The 16,711-nt window shown below is 60.5% G+C and carries 17 protein-coding genes; all 17 read right to left on the bottom strand.

Going from position 1 to position 16,711, the window contains the following annotated elements; all coding sequences use genetic code 11:
- Positions 1 to 79 precede the first annotated feature (79 nt).
- The 17 genes from mgtE to JF545_RS11125 all read right to left on the bottom strand — a co-directional run bounded on the left by mgtE (position 80) and on the right by JF545_RS11125 (position 16,597).
- Positions 80 to 1,432, bottom strand: coding sequence for a magnesium transporter (gene mgtE, locus JF545_RS11045; protein WP_431606264.1), 1,353 nt, complete (start codon positions 1,430 to 1,432; stop codon positions 80 to 82).
- Between the two features lie 473 nt (positions 1,433 to 1,905).
- Entirely contained in the window at positions 1,906 to 2,331 is a 426-nt protein-coding gene (locus JF545_RS11050; protein ID WP_206942059.1) for a F0F1 ATP synthase subunit epsilon, read from the bottom strand.
- Positions 2,332 to 2,355: 24 nt separating this feature from the next.
- A complete protein-coding gene (gene atpD / locus JF545_RS11055) occupies positions 2,356 to 3,732 on the bottom strand; it encodes a F0F1 ATP synthase subunit beta (protein WP_206942060.1) in 1,377 nt (458 codons plus the stop codon).
- A 42-nt stretch (positions 3,733 to 3,774) separates the two neighbouring features.
- A complete protein-coding gene (gene atpG, locus JF545_RS11060; RefSeq protein WP_206942061.1) occupies positions 3,775 to 4,656 on the bottom strand; it encodes a F0F1 ATP synthase subunit gamma in 882 nt (293 codons plus the stop codon).
- Positions 4,657 to 4,733: 77 nt separating this feature from the next.
- Complete coding sequence (atpA, locus tag JF545_RS11065; RefSeq protein WP_206942062.1) at positions 4,734 to 6,278, bottom strand: F0F1 ATP synthase subunit alpha; 1,545 nt, start codon at positions 6,276 to 6,278, stop codon at positions 4,734 to 4,736.
- A gap of 16 nt (positions 6,279 to 6,294) precedes the next feature.
- Positions 6,295 to 6,834: a F0F1 ATP synthase subunit delta gene (locus JF545_RS11070; protein ID WP_206942064.1), complete on the bottom strand. Its 540-nt coding sequence runs from the start codon at positions 6,832 to 6,834 to the stop codon at positions 6,295 to 6,297.
- Positions 6,835 to 6,845: 11 nt separating this feature from the next.
- The gene (locus JF545_RS11075; protein WP_045992711.1) at positions 6,846 to 7,316 is read right to left on the bottom strand and encodes a F0F1 ATP synthase subunit B; all 471 of its coding nucleotides are present in this window, start codon (positions 7,314 to 7,316) and stop codon (positions 6,846 to 6,848) included.
- Positions 7,317 to 7,382: 66 nt separating this feature from the next.
- Entirely contained in the window at positions 7,383 to 7,631 is a 249-nt protein-coding gene (atpE, locus tag JF545_RS11080) for a F0F1 ATP synthase subunit C (protein ID WP_045992712.1), read from the bottom strand.
- 78 nt (positions 7,632 to 7,709) lie between these two features.
- Positions 7,710 to 8,573 carry a F0F1 ATP synthase subunit A gene (gene atpB, locus JF545_RS11085; RefSeq protein WP_206942065.1) on the bottom strand — a complete coding sequence of 288 codons (864 nt, stop codon included), beginning with the start codon at positions 8,571 to 8,573 and terminating at the stop codon, positions 7,710 to 7,712.
- Between the two features lie 13 nt (positions 8,574 to 8,586).
- Positions 8,587 to 8,973, bottom strand: a complete 387-nt coding sequence (locus JF545_RS11090; RefSeq protein ID WP_206942066.1) for a F0F1 ATP synthase subunit I — start codon at positions 8,971 to 8,973, stop codon at positions 8,587 to 8,589.
- Between the two features lie 248 nt (positions 8,974 to 9,221).
- Positions 9,222 to 10,145, bottom strand: a complete 924-nt coding sequence (locus JF545_RS11095) for a ParB/RepB/Spo0J family partition protein (RefSeq protein WP_206942067.1) — start codon at positions 10,143 to 10,145, stop codon at positions 9,222 to 9,224.
- A gap of 53 nt (positions 10,146 to 10,198) precedes the next feature.
- The gene (locus JF545_RS11100) at positions 10,199 to 10,969 is read right to left on the bottom strand and encodes a ParA family protein (RefSeq protein WP_206942068.1); all 771 of its coding nucleotides are present in this window, start codon (positions 10,967 to 10,969) and stop codon (positions 10,199 to 10,201) included.
- A 76-nt stretch (positions 10,970 to 11,045) separates the two neighbouring features.
- Positions 11,046 to 11,714: a 16S rRNA (guanine(527)-N(7))-methyltransferase RsmG gene (rsmG, locus tag JF545_RS11105; protein ID WP_206942069.1), complete on the bottom strand. Its 669-nt coding sequence runs from the start codon at positions 11,712 to 11,714 to the stop codon at positions 11,046 to 11,048.
- The gene (gene mnmG / locus JF545_RS11110; RefSeq protein ID WP_206942070.1) at positions 11,711 to 13,606 is read right to left on the bottom strand and encodes a tRNA uridine-5-carboxymethylaminomethyl(34) synthesis enzyme MnmG; all 1,896 of its coding nucleotides are present in this window, start codon (positions 13,604 to 13,606) and stop codon (positions 11,711 to 11,713) included. The genes rsmG and mnmG overlap by 4 nt, the downstream gene beginning before the upstream one ends.
- Positions 13,607 to 14,133: 527 nt before the next feature.
- Positions 14,134 to 14,934 (bottom strand): amino acid ABC transporter ATP-binding protein, encoded by an 801-nt coding sequence (locus JF545_RS11115; protein ID WP_277987384.1) that lies wholly within the window; start codon positions 14,932 to 14,934, stop codon positions 14,134 to 14,136.
- A gap of 11 nt (positions 14,935 to 14,945) precedes the next feature.
- On the bottom strand, positions 14,946 to 15,617 hold the full coding sequence (locus tag JF545_RS11120; protein WP_206942071.1) for an amino acid ABC transporter permease: 672 nt from the start codon (positions 15,615 to 15,617) through the stop codon (positions 14,946 to 14,948).
- 224 nt (positions 15,618 to 15,841) lie between these two features.
- Entirely contained in the window at positions 15,842 to 16,597 is a 756-nt protein-coding gene (locus JF545_RS11125; RefSeq protein ID WP_206942074.1) for a transporter substrate-binding domain-containing protein, read from the bottom strand.
- Positions 16,598 to 16,711: the final 114 nt, after the last annotated feature.

Consider the following 16,711-nt stretch of genomic DNA (forward strand, 5'->3'; position numbering starts at 1 on the left):
CGACAACCTACCGTGCTGTTGGCGCGTCACCACCGTTCACACGCTGGAAGATGAGGCAGAGCTCCCGGCAAGACGGCCATCAAGAGCCTGTCAGTATCAGGGCGGCAATCGAGAAGTAGATGACCACACCGGAGGCATCGATCAAGGTGGTCACCAGCGGAGCAGAGGCCGTCGCTGGATCCCAGCCCAGGCGGTCCAGCACGAACGGCAGGCACATGCCCAGCAGGCTGCCAAACAGCACGATGCAGATCATGCTGATGGCGACCACCATGGCAACCGCCTCACCGCCCCGCATCACGCCGATGGGGGCCACCGCCAGCGCCATGGTCAGACCGAGCGATCCCGCGACCAGCAACTCTCGCCCCAGCAGCTTGCCCCAGTCCTTGATCCCCACATCGCCGGTCGCCATGCCACGTACCATCAAGGTGGCGGCCTGGGCACCGGCATTCCCGCCACTGCCAATCAGCAGCGGCAGAAAAAACACCAGGGTCACCTGAGCCGCGATGGTGTCCTCGAAATGGGCGATACCAGCGCCAGAAAACAGGTTACCGAACACCAACAGCACCAGCCAGGTGACCCGCTTGCGATAGAGGCTCCACAACGGCACTCGCGAAACCCCGCCCTCAAGCTGGCCGATGGACATCCCCTTATGGATATCCTCGGTGGCCTCGGACTCGACCACATCCAGCGCGTCGTCGTGGGTCACGATACCCACCAGCCGCGCGTCGCCATCAATCACCGGCAGGGCCAGCAGGTCGTAGCGTGCCACCACCCGCACGACCTCCTCCTGCTCGGCATCCACATTGATGCTGATGACGTCACGTATCATCAGTTCATCGATGGTCGCCTGGGGCCGTGCCACCATCAGCTGACGCAACGACATGGTGCCTGCCAGACGCCCCTGTTCATCCACTACGTACAGCTGATACACGGTTTCCGCGTCGGGGGCGGTCTGGCGCACCCTCATCATGGCTCTAGAGACCGTGAGTCCCATCGGGATCGCCACGTAATCCGCGGTCATCAGCGCACCAGCGGTGCCCTCTTCGTAGCTCGCAAGGCGCTTCAACGCTTCCCGCTCACGCCTGGCCATGCGGCGCAGCAGTGCCTCCTTGCGGTCGTCTCCCAGCACCTTGAACAGATCGGCTCGCTCATCGGACCCCATCTTGTCGAGGATGCGCGACAGCCAGGCATCCTCCACCCGCCCCGCCATTTCATCCTGGGCATCGTTCGGCAGGTGTCCAAAGACGCTGGCCTGGCGCTCCATGGGCAGGCTCTTGAGCAGCGCCAAGGCGCTATCCACCTGGGCCTCATCTTCCAGCATCTGCTCGAGGATATCCGCCAGATCAGCCGACCGTATCTGAGGCAAGCGCGCGTCCAGCGCCTCACTGTCACCTTGCGCCAGGGCCGCCAATAGGGCCTGCTGGTGCTGCATCAAGGGAGCAGTCAATGTCATGGGCGTCTCCTTGGGCGTGACAGAAAGAGGCCTGAATGTGGCGCTGCGACGTGCCGTGCGGCCTATGCGCAGACCCGGGGCGTGGCAACATGCTTCAACCAGCGTGCTCGGTGGCAAGGGCAGTGGCATGAGCCGTGACATGATCGGCGACACGGCCGTCTTGGAGGACTCGCCATGCTGTCAGCACCTGCCGGGAGGCATGCTGCCCCAGAGCATTAAACGAAAGTCGATATGATGCCACGCTCTCGTGACAAAAGCGCTCCAGCAACGCAGATCTACCGGCACGGATCATGAGCAAGGACTGCGCATAAGCCGTCTCGTCGCCCTTCGTGCCCTGCTCCAGCCGCCGCTCCGTCAGTCACCCTGGCGGCGACCGCCCAACCCAGCAAAAAAACGCCCCCCGAGTGGAGACCACTCGGGGGGCGGGGGCTTGCTTGCCGGGGCGCGAGCGGTTAGCTCTTGCCAGCCTTGCGACGCAGCTGCTGGATGGTACGCAGCTGAGCCATGGCCTCGGAAAGCTCCGCTGCGGCACGGGTGTAATCCATTTCCGCAGACTTGTCTTCCATGGCCTTCAGGGCCTGCTTGCGCGCCTCCTCGGCGGACGCCTCATCCAGATCGGATGCGCGAACCGCTGTATCAGCCAGCACGATCACCTTCTCGGGCTGCACTTCGATAAAACCGCCGGAGACGTAGTAGTTCTCCTCGCGACCTTCGTTGAGCACGCGCACGGGACCAGGTGCCAACTCGGTCAGCAGCGGCGTGTGGCCGGCCAGGATACCAAGATCCCCCAGGATGCCAGCCGCCACCACCTGCTCGGCGCTACCGGAGTAGACCGAGCCTTCGGCACTGACGATCTCGCATTGGATGGTTTTCGTCATGATGACGTCTCCCGGTTAGAGGGATTACTTCATCTGGTTGGCTTTCTCGACGGCCTCGTCGATGGTGCCGACCATGTAGAAGGCCTGCTCGGGCAGCTCGTCGTACTCGCCGTCAAGGATGCCCTGGAAGCCACGAATGGTTTCCTTCAGGGACACGTACTTGCCCGGGGAGCCGGTGAAGACCTCAGCAACGAAGAACGGCTGCGACAGGAAGCGCTGAATCTTACGCGCCCGTGCCACGATCTGCTTGTCTTCGTCGGACAGCTCGTCCATCCCCAGGATGGCGATGATGTCCTTGAGCTCCTTGTAACGCTGGAGCACGCCCTGCACACCGCGAGCCACGTTGTAGTGCTCGTCGCCCACGACCAGCGGATCGAGCTGGCGAGAGGTGGAGTCCAGCGGGTCGATGGCCGGGTAGATACCCAGCTCGGCGATGGAGCGCGCCAGTACGACCGTGGCATCCAGGTGCGAGAAGGTGGTGGCCGGAGACGGATCGGTCAAGTCATCCGCAGGCACGTAGACGGCCTGGACGGAGGTGATGGAGCCCGTCTTGGTGGAGGTGATACGCTCCTGCAGAACGCCCATCTCCTCGGCCAGCGTCGGCTGATAACCCACCGCAGACGGCATACGGCCGAGCAGTGCGGATACTTCAGTACCGGCCAGGGTGTAACGATAGATGTTGTCGACGAACAGCAGAACGTCACGACCTTCGTCACGGAACTTCTCGGCGATGGTCAGACCGGTCAGCGCGACGCGCAGACGGTTGCCGGGCGGCTCGTTCATCTGGCCATAGACCAGTGCCACCTTGTCGAGAACGTTGGATTCCTGCATCTCGTGATAGAAGTCGTTACCTTCACGAGTACGCTCACCAACACCGGCAAACACGGAGTAACCGCTGTGCTCGGTGGCGATGTTACGAATCAGTTCCATCATGTTGACGGTCTTGCCGACACCGGCACCGCCGAACAGACCGACCTTACCGCCCTTGGCAAACGGACACACCAGGTCGATGACCTTGATACCCGTCTCGAGCAGTTCGTTGGTCGCTGCCTGGTCCGCATAGCCCGGAGCTCCGCGGTGGATCGGCATACGTTCCTGCTCGCCGATGTCACCCGCTTCATCGATCGGCTCGCCCAGCACGTTCATGATCCGGCCCAGGGTTTCCTGGCCCACCGGAACAGAAATTGCCGCACCGGTGTTCTCGGTGTTCATGCCGCGCTTGAGCCCTTCGGTAGAGCCCATGGCGATGCAGCGCACCACGCCGTCACCCAGCTGCTGCTGGACTTCGAGGATGGTTTCCTTGTCGGAGACCTTCAGCGCGTCGTAGACCTTGGGCACGTCGTCCCGCGGAAACTCTACGTCAATCACCGCGCCGATGATTTGTACGATACGTCCGCTCATCTTGGTTCCTCTCTAAAACCTGCAAATGAAACCTGCATACCTTTAAACAGCGGCGGCACCGCCAACGATCTCGGAGATTTCCTGGGTAATGGCCGCCTGACGGGCCTTGTTGTACACCAGCTCCAGATCATCGATGAGGTTGCCCGCGTTGTCGGTCGCGCTCTTCATGGCAACCATGCGTGCCGCCTGCTCGCACGCTGTGTTCTCGACCACTGCCTGATACACCTGCGCTTCAACGTAGCGCACGAGCAGGCTGTCGAGCAGCGCCTTGGCATCCGGCTCATACAGGTAGTCCCAACTGTTGGGACGTTTGTTCTCGTCGTCATCCTCGACCTTGGCGGTGTCCTCGGTCAGCGGAAGCAGCTGACGGACGACCGGCTTCTGGGTCATGGTGTTGACGAATTCGTTGTGCACGACGTAAAGACGATCCAGATTGCCTGCATCGTAGGCATCCAGCATCACCTTCACGCTACCGATCAGATCATCAAGACTCGGCGACTCGCCGAGGCCGCTCTTGGCCGCGACCAGACTTCCACCATACTTGCGGAAGAAGCTGCTGGCCTTGCTGCCAAGGGCACAGAAGTCGAGCTCAGCGCCCTTCTCGTGCCATGCCTGGGCATCCTTGACCGTCGCCTTGAACAGGTTGACGTTCAAGCCGCCGCAGAGACCGCGATCGCTGGAGACGACGATGTAACCGACGCGCTTGGCCTCACGCTCTTCCATCCACGGATGCTTGTACTCCGGGTTGGCCTGGGCGAGATGACCCACCACGTAACGGATCTGTTCGGCATAAGGCTTGCTTGCCGACATCCGTTCCTGGGTCTTGCGCATCTTCGACGCCGCCACCATCTGCATCGCATTGGTGATCTTCTGCGTGTTCTTGATGCTCGCAATCTGCGTGCGAATCTCTTTTCCGACTGCCATGGCGATCTACCCTTGTTCGGTGACCCTCAGAATCCTGTTCGACCAGCTGGCCCGCCGTCAGGCGGGCCAGAGGGCGCTTACCAGCTCTGAGAAGACTTGAACTTCTGGAGACCTTGCTTCAGGCCGTCCTTGATCTCGTCGTTGTAGTCGCCGGACTCGTTGATCTTGTCGATCAAGGCGCCATGCTCGGACTTCATGTACTCATGCAGCGCATGCTCGAAGTCCAGCACCTTGTTGACGTCGACGTCATCGAGGAAGCCTTCGTTGGCGGCAAACAGAGAGATGGCCATCTCGGCAACCGACATCGGCGAGTACTGCTTCTGCTTCATCAGCTCAGTGACGCGCTGACCGTGCTCGAGCTGCTTGCGGGTCGCTTCGTCCAGGTCGGAGGCGAACTGGGAGAAGGCCGCGAGCTCGCGGTACTGGGCCAACGCCAGACGGACGCTGCCGCCGAGCTTCTTGATGATCTTGGTCTGAGCAGAACCACCCACACGAGATACCGACAGACCAGCGTTGATGGCCGGACGGATACCCGAGTTGAACAGGTCGGTCTCGAGGAAGATCTGACCGTCGGTGATGGAGATCACGTTGGTCGGAACGAACGCAGACACGTCACCGGCCTGGGTCTCGATGATCGGCAGAGCAGTCAGCGAGCCCGTCTTGCCCTTCACTTCACCATTGGTGAACTTCTCGACATAGTCGGCGTTCACGCGAGCGGCACGCTCGAGCAGGCGAGAGTGGAGGTAGAAGACGTCACCAGGGAAGGCTTCACGGCCCGGCGGACGACGCAGCAGCAGAGACACCTGGCGGTACGCCACGGCCTGCTTGGACAGGTCATCATAGACGATCAGGGCATCTTCGCCGCGGTCACGGAAGTACTCACCCATGGTGCAGCCGGAGTAGGCGGCCAGGAACTGCATCGGGGCCGGGTCGGCGGCGCCGGCAGCAACCACGATGGTGTGCTCCATGGCGCCGTGCTCTTCGAGCTTGCGCACCACGTTGGCGATGGTCGACTGCTTCTGACCGATAGCCACGTAGACACAGGTAACACCAGTGCCTTTCTGGTTGATGATGGCATCGATGGCGATCGCCGACTTACCAATCTGGCGGTCACCGATGATCAGCTCACGCTGACCACGGCCGATCGGCACCATGGCGTCGATGGACTTGAAACCGGTCTGGATCGGCTCGTCAACGGACTGACGAGTGATGACGCCAGGCGCGACCTTCTCGACCGCGTCGGTTTCCTTGGTGCCCAGGTCGCCCTTGCCGTCGATGGGGTTACCGAGGGCGTCGACCACGCGACCACGCAGCTCGGGGCCCACCGGCACCTCGAGGATGCGGCCGGTGCACTGGGCAGTCATGCCCTCTTCCAGCTGCAGGTAATCACCCAGGACCACGGCACCGACATTGTCGCGCTCGAGGTTCAGGGTCATCCCGAAGATGCCGCCGGGGAATTCGATCATCTCACCGAACATTGCGTCGGCGAGGCCGTGAATCTGCACGATACCGTCAGACACGCTGACGATCGTACCCTGATTACGGGCTTCGGATGCGACGTCAAGCTTCTCAATGCGCTGCTTGATGATGTCGCTGATCTCGGAAGGATTCAGTTGCTGCATGCCATGTCCCTCAGACTCAGGCGGAAAGGGCTTCCTGGAGGCGGTTCAATCGACCGCGTACCGAACCGTCAATGACGGTGTCGCCGGCACGCAGGATCACGCCGCCCAGGAGCGTCTTGTCCACCTGAGTGGTAATGGAGATTTCGCGGTTCAGACGCTTGGCCAGTGCACTCGCGAGCGATTGTTCCTGGGCTTCGGCCAGCGGAAAGGCAGAGACAATCTCCACCTCGACCCGCTTTTCCTGCTGGGCCTTGAGCACCTCGAACTGCTCGGCGATGGCGCCGAGCGCCGTCAGGCGACCCTTTTGGCCGACCAGACGAACGAAGTTCTTGAGGTCGTCATTGACGGCGTCACCACAGACGTCGACGACAACATCAGCCTTCTGTGCGCTGGACAGCTTGGGGTTGCCGAGCACTCGGCCGCGCATGTCGTCATCGCTGACGACCTGCGCGACGCGGGCCAGCATGCCGGACCAGTCCTCGAGCGCGTCCTTGGCCACGGCGTGCTCAAAGGCAGCCTTGGCGTATGGGCGAGCGATAGTTGACGTTTCCGCCATGGGGCACCTCCTCAGAGCTCTTTGGCGAGTTTGTCGACGATGGCAGCGTGCTGCTTCTCGTCGATGGAGGACTCCAGAATTCGCTCAGCGCCCAGCACCGCCAGGCGTGACACTTGTGCGCGCAGATCTTCTTTCGCGCGTGCCACTTCCTGCTCGATTTCAGACTTGGCCTTGGCAATCATGCGCTCGCCTTCGAGGCGGGCGTCTTCGCGTGCCTGTTCGAGCTTCTGGTTGGCCTGTTTCTGGGCCTGTTCCAGGATCTCGGCCGCCTCTTGCTTGCTCTTGCGCAGAGTCTCGTCGGCCTCTTTCTCGGCCACTTCGAGATCCCGCGCCGCACGGCTGGCAGCATCCAGGCCATCGGCGATCTTCTTCTGGCGTTCCTGCAGAGCTTGCATGACCGGCGGCCAAATAAACTTCATGCAGAACCAGACGAAGAACGCAAAGGCGATAGCCTGGCCGACTAGGGTAAGGTTCAGGTTCACGCCAGCACCTCTCGCGTTACGGGTTTGGGGTTAAGGGTTCGACGGCTCATGACGAGCGGTCGGACATTAACCGACAAACGGGTTAGCGAAGGTGAAGAACAGCGCGATACCCACACCGATCATGGTCACGGCGTCCAGCAGGCCGGCGACGATGAACATCTTGACCTGCAGCATCGGAACCATTTCCGGCTGACGTGCAGCGCCTTCCAGGAACTTGCCGCCGAGGATACCGAAGCCGATAGCGGTACCGAGGGCACCCAGGCCGATCAGCAGGGACACGGCGATGGCGGTCATACCCAGAACTTGTGCTTCCATGGTGGTCTCTCCAGTTTTTAGTTGAAACTAAGGTTTATCAGTGGGTTAGGGTTAAGGGTTAGGGGTAATGCGAAACCGTCAGTGCTTTTCCACCGCCATGCTCATGTAGACGATGGTCAGCATCATGAAGATGAAGGCCTGCAGGGTGATGACCAGAATGTGGAACACCGCCCAGGTGAAGTGCAGCGGCAGCTGCCACAGGCCAATCATGGCGATCAGGATGAAGATCAGCTCACCGGCGTAGAGGTTGCCGAACAGTCGCAGGGCCAGGGAAATCGGCTTGGCCAGCAGGGTCACGAACTCCAGCAGGAAGTTAACCGGGATGAACAGCGCCTGAACCAGCTTGTTCGGTGAGTTGAACGGGTGCAGGGTCAGCTCGCCAATGAAGCCGGAGAAGCCCTTGGTGCGAATGGTGTAGAAGATGATCAGGCCAAACACCGACAGCGCCATGCCCAGGGTGGCATTGACGTCAGTGGTCGGCACCACCTTGAAGTAGACGTGGGCAGGATCGGCTCCGAACATGGCGCCAATCTTGGCCGCCAGCATCGGCAGGAAGTCTACCGGCACCAGGTCCATGAGGTTCATCAGGAACACCCAGCAGAAGATCGTCAGCGCCAGCGGCGCGATCAGCTTGCTCTTGCCGTGGAAGGTGTCCTTGACCGAGTTATCGACGAACTCGACCATCAGCTCGACAAAGTTCTGCAGCGCGCCAGGCACACCGGTGGTCGCCGTGTTGGCGGCCTTCTTGAACAGCCACAGGAAGATCAGGCCCAGGCCCACGGACCAGCCCAGCGTGTCCAGGTGAACGGCCCAGAAGCCCATGTCGGACGCTTCCTGAGCGGAATGCGCGATGGACCAGCCGTTGTCGGGATGCAGCCCGAAGGTCAGGTTCTGCAGGTGGTGCTGGATATATTCCGTAGGGGTCGGATTCGTGCCTGCCATGTCTGCCTCGTTGTCAGGTGTGCGACGGTCGTTTCACTAGCCAGGGCCCCAGCCAATGAACGAACAGCGTCACCACATAAGCGCCAAAGAAAAAAGTCGGGTTTGAGGGAGGCACTGCGATGAACACTAGAGTGAACAGCGCCGCCGTCAAACCGAACTTGCCGGCTTCCGCACGATAGAAATTGTTGACGATGATCTTTGAATGACGCGCCCCTTGCGTGCGGAACACACACCAGGCAAAGAACACGTTGGGCAGGAAGGCCACAAGCCCACCCAGCGCCGCAGAGGATGTCCCCGGCACACCGCTGGTCACAGCGGCAACTGCGCTGATCAGCGCAACGGTGGCAAGCTGCACCATCAGCAGACGCTGCACCTGGGGTCGTTGAATCCTGGCCGCCAAGTGATTCTCCCGACGCGCCGCATCGCGCGCATTCAATATTCATCGTGTTGTCGGCGACAGACCACCGACAGACTCCGGCGCGATTATAGGGAAGCCCCCTTGGGGCTTCAACCAAAGACGCAACGATTTGTCGTCACTTCGCGCTGGCTTACGACCAAATGCGGAGAACTGGTCGCTAAAGTTGTTAGCGACCTAAGTGGTTTACTGCGCGAAATCGCACACACCTATGCCGCGCCTATCCGCTCTCTTCAGCGAATATGCTCGAGGATGCCATCCAGCTCATCCAGGCTGGAGTACTGGATCGTCACCTTGCCCTTGCCCGCCTTGCCGTGACTGATCTTGACCGGTGCACCGAGCAGGTCCGCCAGGCGCGTCTCCAGACGCGACACGTCCTGCTGTGGAGCTGCCTTGGCCGCCTTTGGCTTGCCGCTGGCCAGTTGCTTCACCAGTGCTTCGGTGGCACGCACGGTCAGATCCTTGTTGACCACTTCGTGAGCCGCCTTGCGTTGTTTGGCCGCAGGCAGCGACAGCAGCGCACGGGCATGCCCCATATCAAGATCACCGCGCTCAAGCAGGGTCTGGACTTCGCCATCCAGGGTCAGCAGGCGCAACAGGTTGGTGACCTGGGCGCGGGAGCGCCCCACGGCGTCGGCCACCTGCTGCTGGGTCAACTCGAATTCATCGAGCAGGCGCTTGAGCGCCAACGCTTCTTCGACCGGGTTGAGGTTCTCGCGCTGGATGTTCTCGATCAGCGCCAGCGCCAGCGCCACCTCGTCGGAGACGTCGCGGATGACCGCAGGAATCACATCCAGCTCAGCCAACTGCGAGGCACGCCAGCGGCGTTCACCGGCAATGATCTCGTAGCGATCGGTGCCAATAGGGCGAACGACAATAGGCTGCATCACGCCCTGGGCGCGGATCGAGTCGGCCAGCTCCTCCAACGCCTCAGGCTGAATGTCGCGCCTGGGCTGATACTTTCCTCGGCTGAGCTGTCCCAGCGGCAGGCGTTCAAGTCGTTCTTCCGCCATGGCCGGGGCCACAGCATCGGCGCCGCCATCCTCGGCTTCCATCAATTCAGCGTCGACCTCGGGAAGATCCAGGCTTTCACGGCGTCTGGCGCCCGCCCCGATCAGCGCGTCCAAACCCCGTCCCAGGGCGCGTTTGCGTGTCATCGATTCATCCTCATCACAGCACGCTTTGAAAAGTCGACCGTCCCGCCGCGCGGCTACAGTGACAACCGGCGAATCAATTCCTTGGCAAGTACCCGGTGGGCCTGGCTACCCCTTGAAAAGCGCGCATACTTGGTGACAGGCAGGCCATGACTGGGAGCTTCGGCAACCCGCACGTTACGCGGTATCGTCGTCTTCAGCAGGGCATCACCGAAGTAGTCACGCAGCTGCTTGCTGACGTCTCGCGTCAAGCTATTGCGGGCGTCGAACATGGTGCGCAGGATGCCATAGATTTCGAGCCCCGGATTCACGCTGTCCTTGATCTGTTCAACCGTGTCCAGCAGCGCCGACAGCCCTTCGAGAGCATAGAACTCACACTGCAGCGGAATCAGTACCCCGTCCGCTGCCGTCAACGCATTGACGGTCAGCATGTTCAATGACGGCGGGCAGTCGATCATGACCACGTCATACTCGCCTGCCACCTCGGACAATGCCTTGCCCAGGGCACGCTCGCGCCCTTCTCCACGGTCCAGCAGCTCAACCTCGGCAGCGGTCAGATCACCATTGCCCGGAAGCAGCGCATAGCCCGCCTCTGGGCAGTCAAGGATGACTTCCACGGGGCGCTTGTCGCCCAGGATGACGTCCAGCACGCTGCCTTCGAGGCTATGCTTATCAACGCCACTGCCCATGGTGGCGTGCCCCTGGGGATCAAGATCGACCAGCAGCACCCGGCGGTCGAGCGCCGCCAGGCTGGCGGCCAGATTGACGGCAGAGGTGGTCTTGCCGACCCCACCCTTCTGGTTGGTCAAGGCGATGATTTTCGTCACGACGTCATCCTTGCGTGGAAATTCTCGGGTGGCAGGCCAGCCAAATTGGGCCCGACAGGTCGTTCCAAGGTTGAGCCTAGCGATCCCCGGCGTCGGGTTCCAGCATAACCAGTTCTCGTCCCCCATCGGCGAACGGCACTCTCAACGGATGACGTGACAACACGCGAATATCATCATCCAGCCGCTCAAGCTCGCCATCTACTGCCGGTCCTTTCATGGCCAGCCACTGGCCGCCAGGCGCCAGCAGGCTGCGTGTCATGCCGATAAAATCCTCGAGACTGGCGAAGGCACGGGAGATCAATTGGTCGTAACCGCCCGCTGGCGGCGCAAAGGACTCCACTCGGGCCTGGATCGGGGTCACTCGGGTCAACCCCAGCTCCATCACTGCCTGGCGCTGAAAGCGAACCTTCTTGCCGTTACTGTCGAGCAGACTGATGTCCAGATCAGGTCTGAGTATTGCCAGTACCAGCCCCGGAAGACCGGGCCCAGCGCCGACATCCAGGATCCGCGGCCCCTCGACCCAGGGCAGCACGGCAGCGCTGTCCAGCAGATGGCGGGACACCATCTCCAGGGGGTCTCGCACCGCGGTGAGGTTATAGGCCCGATTCCACTTGTGCAACAAGACGACCAGGGCGACCAGATGATCGACCTGGCCGGGGCTGACGGCAATCTCGAGGGTCTTGAGACCCTCGACCAAGCGGGCGCGCAGACGCCCCTCCAGCGCGCTATCGATGGACGCTGTCATCCTGTCACCACTTTCTGATCATCCAGCAGCCGACGCTTCTTGAGATGGATCAGCAGGATCGACACCGCAGCAGGGGTCACCCCACTGATGCGTCCGGCCTGAGCCAGGGTCTCGGGCCGCGCTTCCGCCAGCTTCTGGCGAATCTCGTGGGACAACCCTTCGACGCGGGCGTAATCGAGATCTGCCGGCAGTGCCATGGATTCGTGGCGCTTGAGCTTGTCGATCTCGTCCTGCTGACGATCGATATAGCCTTGATACTTGGCCTGAATCTGAACCTGTTCGGCCACGGTGTCGTCACTGACAGGATCTCCCTTGGCACCCGCCACATCAGCATATCCAAGCTCGGGACGCTTGAGCAGATCCATCAGGCTGTATTCGCGACCAAGGGGTTTGCCGGTGACGCTTTCGATCGACTTCGCCGCATCGCTGCCAGGCTGAACCCAAGTGGCTTTCAAGCGTGCACTTTCCCGCTCTACCGCCTCGCGCTTCTCGCTGAAACGGGACCAGCGCTCGTCGTCGACCAGTCCCAGTTCACGGCCGTGTTCGGTCAATCGCATATCGGCATTGTCTTCCCGCAGCAGCAGCCGGTATTCGGCGCGGGAGGTGAACATGCGATAGGGCTCCTTGGTGCCCATGGTGATCAGGTCATCCACCAGCACCCCCAGATACGCTTCATCGCGTCTCGGGCACCAGGCTTCCAGGGATTTCGCCCGACGGGCGGCGTTCAAGCCTGCCAATAGCCCCTGGGCACCGGCTTCTTCGTAGCCGGTGGTGCCATTGATCTGGCCGGCAAAAAACAGGTTGTGGATAAATTTGGTTTCCAGCGAGTGCTTCAGATCCCGCGGATCGAAGAAGTCATACTCGATGGCATAGCCCGGGCGTGTGATGTGCGCACGCTCGAGGCCCTCGATGGAACGGACCACCTGGAGCTGGACGTCGAAGGGCAGCGAGGTAGAAATACCATTTGGGTATAGCTCGTGCGTATCCAGTCCTTCGGGTTCAATGAAGACCTGGTGGCTGTTCTTGTCAGCGAAACGGTGGACCTTGTCTTCAATGGATGGGCAGTAGCGAGGACCGACGCCCTCGATCACTCCCGAAAACATCGGCGAGCGATCGAGATTGTTGAAGATGATCTCGTGGGTCCGCTCATTGGTGTGCGCAATGTGGCAACTGACCTGACGAGGATGCATCTCCCGCGAACCGAGATAGGACATCACCGGCGTTGGGGCATCACCCGGCTGTTCCTCGAGTCGAGCGAAATCAACGCTCTTGGCATCAATACGCGGTGGTGTCCCTGTCTTGAGTCGGTCAACCCGGAAGGGCAAAGCGCGAAGACGTTCTGCCAATGCGTTGGAGGGCGGGTCGCCAGCGCGGCCACCGCGGCTGTTGTCCAAGCCGATGTGAATGACCCCTCCGAGGAAGGTTCCGGTGCACAGCACGACGGTGTCTGACAGGAAACGCAGCCCGGTTTCGGTAACCACGCCACGTACCGTGTCCTGTTCGACGATCAGATCACCGGCAGCCTGCTGAAACAGCGTCAGATTCGGCTGATTTTCCAGCATTCCACGAATCGCAGCCTTGTAGCGCACGCGATCGGCCTGAGCACGAGTGGCGCGCACCGCGGGTCCCTTGCGTGCATTCAGCACACGGAACTGGATACCGCCCAGGTCCGTCGCCAAGCCCATGGCGCCGCCGAGAGCGTCGATTTCCTTGACCAAATGACTCTTGCCGATCCCACCAATAGCGGGATTGCAGGACATTTGACCAAGGGTCTCGATGTTGTGTGTCAACAGCAGGGTCTGGCAACCCATGCGGGCAGAGGCCAGGGCAGCTTCCGTTCCAGCATGGCCACCGCCGATGACGATGACGTCAAAGCGGTCGGGATACTCCAAGGTTCACCTCGTTCGGCGCAGCGCGCCAGCGTCGGAAATGATGGGTCATGCAAAAATTAGCCCGCCAGTATAAACCCTCCTGTGGGTAAACGTCAGGGTTTTCCACACCCTCGTCGGCCAGATCCTCACTTGGTTTTTCTCCTATAAAAAAATAAGAAGAATAAGAAAGGAAGTTCTGTAGTGGTAGTAACTACTGGTGTGGACAAAATTTGTGGAAAACCTATAAAACCCTAATTGTTACAATAGCTTGAAATGTTGATCGATTGTTGGACAAGAGGCGTACCAGCTCTTGACGCCATGTTCTTAGGCTGTGGATGAAAGCCGAGGTTGCCCACAAGCGTGAGGGTCCACGTGTTATCCACCGTGCTCAGGCAGCGTTGTCCTCGTGACGGTGAACATTTCAGCGGATACCTCGTAGTCGGCGCCACGACTGGGTTAGCGGCGAATGCGCAAAAAAGTTGTCCACAGCCAAAAAAACGCCCTGTCGAGATATCGACAGGGCGTTTTCAGTGCTTCAGGAAGCGTTGTCAGTGCTTGAGTACCCGTGACAGGAAGCTCTGGGTACGCTCATTTTGCGGGTTGTCGAAGATATCTTCAGGCTTGCCTTGCTCCACGATTTCACCCTTGTGGATGTAGATGACCCGATCGGCGACCTCGCGAGCGAAGCCCATCTCATGGGTCACGATCATCATGGTCATGCCCTCCTTGGCGAGCTCACGCATGGCGTCCAGGACCTCACCGATCATCTCCGGATCGAGTGCAGAGGTGGGCTCGTCGAAGAGCATCAGGCGCGGCTCCATGGCCAGTGCTCGGGCCAAAGCGACGCGCTGTTGCTGGCCGCCTGACAGCTGTGTCGGATATTTGCTTGCCTGGTCCTTGATCCCGACCCTGTCCAGCAAGCGCTCTGCCGTCGCCTCAGCGGCATCTCGCGCCATGTTGCGCACTTTCATCGGCGCCAGAGTGACGTTGTCACGGACGCTTAGGTGCGGAAACAGATTGAATTGCTGGAAGACCATGCCGACTTCGGTGCGGATCGTCTGCAGGGCGCGACTGGCCTTGCCATAGGGCTTGAGATCGTTGCCATCGACGCGCAGCTCGCCCTGCTGGAATTCTTCGAGGCCATTGACGCAGCGAATCAAGGTCGACTTGCCGGAGCCACTGGCGCCGATGATCACGACCACTTCTCCCTGCGCCACTTCAAGGTCGATGTTCTTGAGTACGTGCAGGGAGCCAAAGTGCTTGTTCAACTTGCCAATGCGGACGATGGGCTCGCCCTGGGGCATCGAAGCAGAAGACTGAGAAGCTTGGGACTGACGGTGATTTTCCATATGACGGCTCCTCACTGACCCACCAGGCCCTTGCGCTCAAGCATGCGCAGGGCAAACGACAAGGATAGGGTGATGGCGAGATACATGAGCGCCACCATCAAATAGACCTCCAGTGCGGTGAAGGTCGTCGCGATATAGATCTGGCCCTGACGTACCAGTTCTCCGACACCGATGACCGCGAACAGAGAGGTGTCCTTGATGCTGATGATGGCTTGGTTGCCGAGAGCAGGGATCATGCGTCTGAATGCCTGTGGCCAGATGATGTAGCGGAAGGTCTGGCGCTGTGACAGGCCAAGAGACAGTCCCGCTTCGCCCTGGCCGCGTTCGATGGACTGAACGCCTCCGCGCACGATTTCCGAGATATAGGCGCCTGAGTTGACGGCGATGGCAGCAATACCGGCGGTAATGGCATCGATGGGGCCTCCCAGCAGGCTGGGCAGGCCGTAAAAGATAAACAGGACCTGAACCAGCACGGGCGTGCCACGGAAGATCTCGATATAGGCCACCGCAGGAATGCGTAGCCATGCGTGTCGCGAGATTCTTAACAGACCAAAGATGATGCCGATGATAAAACCGATGGCGAGACCACCGAAGGAGATCATCAGCGTGTAGGGGATGCCGGTCAGCAGCTGAGGAATGGAGGACAGGGCTGCCGACCAGTCGAATTGAAAATTGACGTCCACGAGTGGGTCTCCGTCATGCTTATGAGATCAGGACAAGGCCGCTTGCCTTGACGCGAGGGTCGAGACTGCGCCTCGAAGTGACGTCCGGGCAGGATCGAAAAGGGCCGGTATGGCTCCGGCCCCTGGAAAGCACTGTCCTCTCGCCATCACGTTACTGCCTAGACGCTGGGCAGCCCCGTCGCGGGCAATTGGCCAGTGCTTTCACCGCGTTAAGCGGGTCTATGTCACTCGCTAGGAGCGCCGAACCACTTGGTGTGAATCTCGTCGTAGGTGCCGTCTTCCTTCATGGCTGCCAGCGCCTCGTTGACCGGCTCGACCCACTCGCTGCCCTTGACGAAGACAATGCCGTATTGCTGGCCTTCATAGAGCGGGCCTACGACCTTGACCTTGCCTTCGCCACGAGTCTGAGAGAAGTAGCCGACATTGGGCGCATCGTAGAAGGCGGCATCGACGCTACCTCCCAGCAAGGCCATGTACATGTCAGGAGTGCCCGGATACGGCGTGATCTCGGCATCTTCGCCCAGGTTTTCCTGCAGGAAGTCGTAGCTGGTAGAGCCGATCTTGGTGCCGATTCGCATTCCGGCGAGGTCGCCAATCTCTGCCACGCCTTCCTCGTCGGCGCTGACCAGAATCTTGAGACCGGAATCATAGTAGGCATCGGAAAAGTCGACGATTTCAGCGCGCTCATCGGTGATGGTGATGCCCGCAATCGCGATGTCGACATTGCCGGTCTGGACGGCTGGGATGATGCCGTTGAAGTCCATGGTGCGCAGTTCGTAGTCGAAGCCGGCACGCTCGGCCAGTTCCTTGATGATATCCATATCGAAACCGACCATTTCGCCGGTTTCCTGATCCATCATCTCGAACGGTACGAAGCTGGGATCGGTGGCCACGTTCAGGGTCTCGGCCTGGGCGGTACCGATGATACCGAAGGTCATCAGGGCAGAGGCCAGTGCGGCAGAGGTAAGGGCGGTTTTCATGGTTTTCCCCAGTTGACGTTATTGTGAAATCCGTAACTACCATGGCGAGTTGCGGCGAGGGGGTCAAGCTGGGGAAGAATCCGCTGGGCCAACGCTGGGCGTGTTGCCAGGGGC

The organism is Halomonas litopenaei, from assembly GCF_017303055.1.
In the GTDB taxonomy this organism is placed as follows: Bacteria; Pseudomonadota; Gammaproteobacteria; order Pseudomonadales; family Halomonadaceae; genus Halomonas; species Halomonas litopenaei_A.

Coding starts and splice junctions, on each gene's coding strand:
- mgtE (WP_431606264.1), bottom strand. CDS start 1,432: ATGCAGCACCAGCAGGCCCTATTGGCGGCCCTGGCGCAAGGTGACAGT.
- JF545_RS11050 (WP_206942059.1), bottom strand. CDS start 2,331: ATGACGAAAACCATCCAATGCGAGATCGTCAGTGCCGAAGGCTCGGTC.
- atpD (WP_206942060.1), bottom strand. CDS start 3,732: ATGAGCGGACGTATCGTACAAATCATCGGCGCGGTGATTGACGTAGAG.
- atpG (WP_206942061.1), bottom strand. CDS start 4,656: ATGGCAGTCGGAAAAGAGATTCGCACGCAGATTGCGAGCATCAAGAAC.
- atpA (WP_206942062.1), bottom strand. CDS start 6,278: ATGCAGCAACTGAATCCTTCCGAGATCAGCGACATCATCAAGCAGCGC.
- JF545_RS11070 (WP_206942064.1), bottom strand. CDS start 6,834: ATGGCGGAAACGTCAACTATCGCTCGCCCATACGCCAAGGCTGCCTTT.
- atpE (WP_045992712.1), bottom strand. CDS start 7,631: ATGGAAGCACAAGTTCTGGGTATGACCGCCATCGCCGTGTCCCTGCTG.
- atpB (WP_206942065.1), bottom strand. CDS start 8,573: ATGGCAGGCACGAATCCGACCCCTACGGAATATATCCAGCACCACCTG.
- JF545_RS11095 (WP_206942067.1), bottom strand. CDS start 10,145: ATGACACGCAAACGCGCCCTGGGACGGGGTTTGGACGCGCTGATCGGG.
- rsmG (WP_206942069.1), bottom strand. CDS start 11,714: ATGACAGCGTCCATCGATAGCGCGCTGGAGGGGCGTCTGCGCGCCCGC.
- JF545_RS11115 (WP_277987384.1), bottom strand. CDS start 14,934: ATGGAAAATCACCGTCAGTCCCAAGCTTCTCAGTCTTCTGCTTCGATG.
- JF545_RS11125 (WP_206942074.1), bottom strand. CDS start 16,597: ATGAAAACCGCCCTTACCTCTGCCGCACTGGCCTCTGCCCTGATGACC.